The organism is Parendozoicomonas sp. 209JJ7-1, assembly GCF_058147085.1.
Window position 1 is genome coordinate 1 of the sequence record NZ_JBYVJU010000042.1, and the last position, 3040, is coordinate 3040.

At 39.6% G+C, this 3040-nt stretch carries 4 protein-coding genes; 3 read left to right on the plus strand and 1 reads right to left on the minus strand.

The window, feature by feature from the left end; all coding sequences use genetic code 11:
- Positions 1-315 (plus strand): hypothetical protein (locus ACY2RQ_RS19015; RefSeq protein ID WP_490114588.1); only part of this gene is annotated, 315 nt, incomplete at its 5' end.
- A 133-nt stretch (positions 316-448) separates the two neighbouring features.
- On the opposite strand, the gene ACY2RQ_RS19020 is transcribed toward ACY2RQ_RS19015, so the two are convergent.
- On the minus strand, positions 449-874 hold the full coding sequence (locus tag ACY2RQ_RS19020; RefSeq protein ID WP_490114589.1) for a hypothetical protein: 426 nt from the start codon (positions 872-874) through the stop codon (positions 449-451).
- Positions 875-1441: 567 nt separating this feature from the next.
- On the opposite strand from ACY2RQ_RS19020, the gene ACY2RQ_RS19025 reads away from it, so the two are divergent.
- Both ACY2RQ_RS19025 and ACY2RQ_RS19030 read left to right on the plus strand, forming a co-directional pair.
- Positions 1442-1729, plus strand: coding sequence for a hypothetical protein (locus ACY2RQ_RS19025; protein WP_490114590.1), 288 nt, complete (start codon positions 1442-1444; stop codon positions 1727-1729).
- 347 nt (positions 1730-2076) lie between these two features.
- The coding region (locus ACY2RQ_RS19030) for a protein kinase domain-containing protein (RefSeq protein ID WP_490114591.1) at positions 2077-3040 on the plus strand (964 nt) is incomplete at its 3' end.

Here is a 3040-nt window from a genome sequence, read left to right on the forward strand (position 1 = left end):
CCGCATCAGGTGCGCCGAAGGCGTCACTTGGATGCGCTTGTTAGGTGCAGCCGCTGGTACGATAAGTTTATTGCGACTTTGTTGGTAAATAATATTTTTTGGCACGATGTCGTGCTTGCCAGTTGCAAACAAAATGCCGGTGGAAATTGCTGGCACGAACTTACAGGTGGAACTTGTTGGCACAGACTTTATTTTGCTGGTTTGAAAACGCCGGTGAAACTCGTTTTGCCAGCAGGTGGAACCGATGCCCCTATTTTTGTCATTTTCGATAAGGCCAGTAAATTTTTTGGCACATTCTTTATTTTGCTGGTTTGAACAAGTCTGTGCGTGCTTGATGTAGGCACAAAATTAAAGCTTGAACTTCTTGAATTTGACGTTGACGTTTGGCACCTAACGCTTGGTTCAGGTGCGCCGAAGGCGTCACCTGGAACCACTTGTTATACGCGTGCTAGATTTCAAGTTTCTCAAACATTTCTTGAACTTTTGACTCTTCTATATTCCTATTAATTGCTTCTTCCTTTTCTTTTAGTTTTTTAGCTTCTAATTCAGCAATTAACTGTTTTCTCTTGGATTCATACTCTTCATTGGTGCTCATGATTGTTAGTTTTACTTTAGAAAGTTCTGCTTTCAAATCGGTTGGTTTGCATATTAGAACGAGTTTTTTACCTTGTACCTTGGCTTTCTGAGATTTGTATATTTTCTCAAAAATATTACGCCATTCTGGGCCAGTAAACTGGTTGATTTCAAAGTTAAATTCAAATTCTTCTTCATTATGACGCTTGGAGTCTAATGGCTTTACCAAAGAAATATTTATCTGTTCCATGATTTTGTGCTCTGGAATATTTATTAACGTATCGAAAGTGGAATCTTCCATGTTTTCTCCTAGCGTATAACGCCCAAATCAGGTGCGCCGTAGGCGTCACCTGGATTTTTTTGTTAGCTGTTTTTTTAAACTGAACTTTGCAGTTTTGCCCAACCTTACTGGCCTCGGCTTTCTGTAGCTGGCGCATGATGAAAGCAAATACGAAAAGGCTGATGCCGGGTTTATGACAACAGTGATGTGGCATGGAATGCCACCAAAAAGACTGAACTCTGCCCGGCTTAACACGAAAAGCCTTTACGTTGAACTTAATCGCCAGCAAACCATGAACAAAGAAACCTTCTTCTCTCGGTAAAGCTGAAGATATTTGCCCTACCTTTCTACCTCAGTTCTTCGTTGAGCTGGCACACGACGAAAGCAAATACGAAAAAGCTGATGCCGGGTTTGTGGCAACGGTGATGTGGCATGGAATGCCACCAAGAAGACTGAACTTTACCCGGCTTAACTCGAAAAGCATTTACGCTGAACTCAACTGCCAGCTTTTCACTGAACTTAACGCTCGAAGTTTACGACAGCTTCTCTATTTCTTCTCGATGATTATGCTGAACCAGAGCAAAAGGAATGACAAACTCACCTTTAACAGCTAACGCCCGCATCAGGTGCGCCGAAGGCGTCACTTGGATGCGCTTGTTAGGTGCTTACCCGGTTTGCATTGAATGTGCCGCACCACGATACGAAGTGTGCACTTTGGTTGTGGCTGGCTGCACGAATGTATGGACACAAGACTTAACGCCGCAAGCTGTGAGCTTAAATAAAGCGCAGATTTTTATAGCGGCGCGACTCGAAGGAATGAACTTCGATATTTTTAGCCAGCCTTGCACAATAAAGCCGATGTTTTTTCAAGGTTGAACACAGTTGTTTGCCTGGTGATTTATGCACAATGATTATGCTGGCGTTGGCAACTGAAAAGTCTGAACTCGGAGCTAAAACGCCGCAAACGCTTTACTCGACGACGATAGAAATTTAAATTGCGGCGTAACTCGGGGAAACAACTCCTATCTCTCCCAACGCCAGCCAACACAATAAAGAATACTACTTTATCAGACTTGAAGTTTACTCAGCTTCACCTAACGCCTAAATCAGGTGCGCCGTAGGCGTCACCTGGATTTACTTGTTATGTGTTCTATCAAAATGGTTATTGATTCTTAGAACTATTAGGCAATAAATAGATCATATTTAAATATGAAGATGTTGATATGCAACCTACTCAAATGGAAAAACCTACTGAGGACATGTATGCTAAACCACCCACCAGTCATCTTCCAGAAGACAAGGCAGAACAAAAGGCGAAATCTTGTTTTCACGGCTTTAATGTACGTAGTATTGAACCTAAGACCAGTTATTATAGAATTGGCGTTATTATTGGATCAGGAATGAGCAGTTTCGTTTATGAAGCGGAGTGCAAATCTCCAACCAAGTGCTCACTGGCTATTAAAAAAGTACGTGTTAAATCAGAACATGAGTATGAATTTTTTGATGGCGAATTAGAAAATATAAAATACATAACAAAATATGGACATCCCAATATCATAGATTTTTATGGATCATTTGATGAAGATGATGCTAGATTTTTTGTTTTTAGACGGGCGCATCTAGATTTAGAAGAACTGTTTTCAGAGGAATATATTACCCTTTTGACCCCTGGTATGATTAATGATTTATTCTTTCAGCTTCTGGAGGTTATAAGTTTTTTAGATGAAAAAGAATTTGATCAAACGGACTATTATGGATTTAGTGATGGTAAAAATTTCATGCTTGATATTGATTCTGGAGAACTTAAGCTGATTGATTTTGGCCATTGTCAAAAAAAAGAAAGTAAGCATTTTAAATCACCTCTTCGACATATACCAGAAATTGCTGCATTGCTCTTAAAGTTACAGGTTCAAAAAAAAATAAGTAGTCGTGATTCCATTAGAATATCATACGATCCATATCAGAAAATGGAAGTGTTAATCCAAGTTTTGTTGGAAGGTGGTATTGACAAAAAAAATGTGGAAGACTTGATGGATAATGATGAATTGTGGCTTCTTGACTTACCTATTTTGACAAAAGGATTATTAATTACATGCTTTTTCAAGGATAGCTGGAGTACCCTTCTTGATAAAAGGTTTTCTTTATCACCAAGAGAAAGTTTGACTGCGCTCAAATTAGCTGAGAACA

Coding starts and splice junctions, on each gene's coding strand:
- ACY2RQ_RS19020 (WP_490114589.1), bottom strand. CDS start 874: ATGGAAGATTCCACTTTCGATACGTTAATAAATATTCCAGAGCACAAA.
- ACY2RQ_RS19025 (WP_490114590.1), top strand. CDS start 1,442: ATGACAAACTCACCTTTAACAGCTAACGCCCGCATCAGGTGCGCCGAA.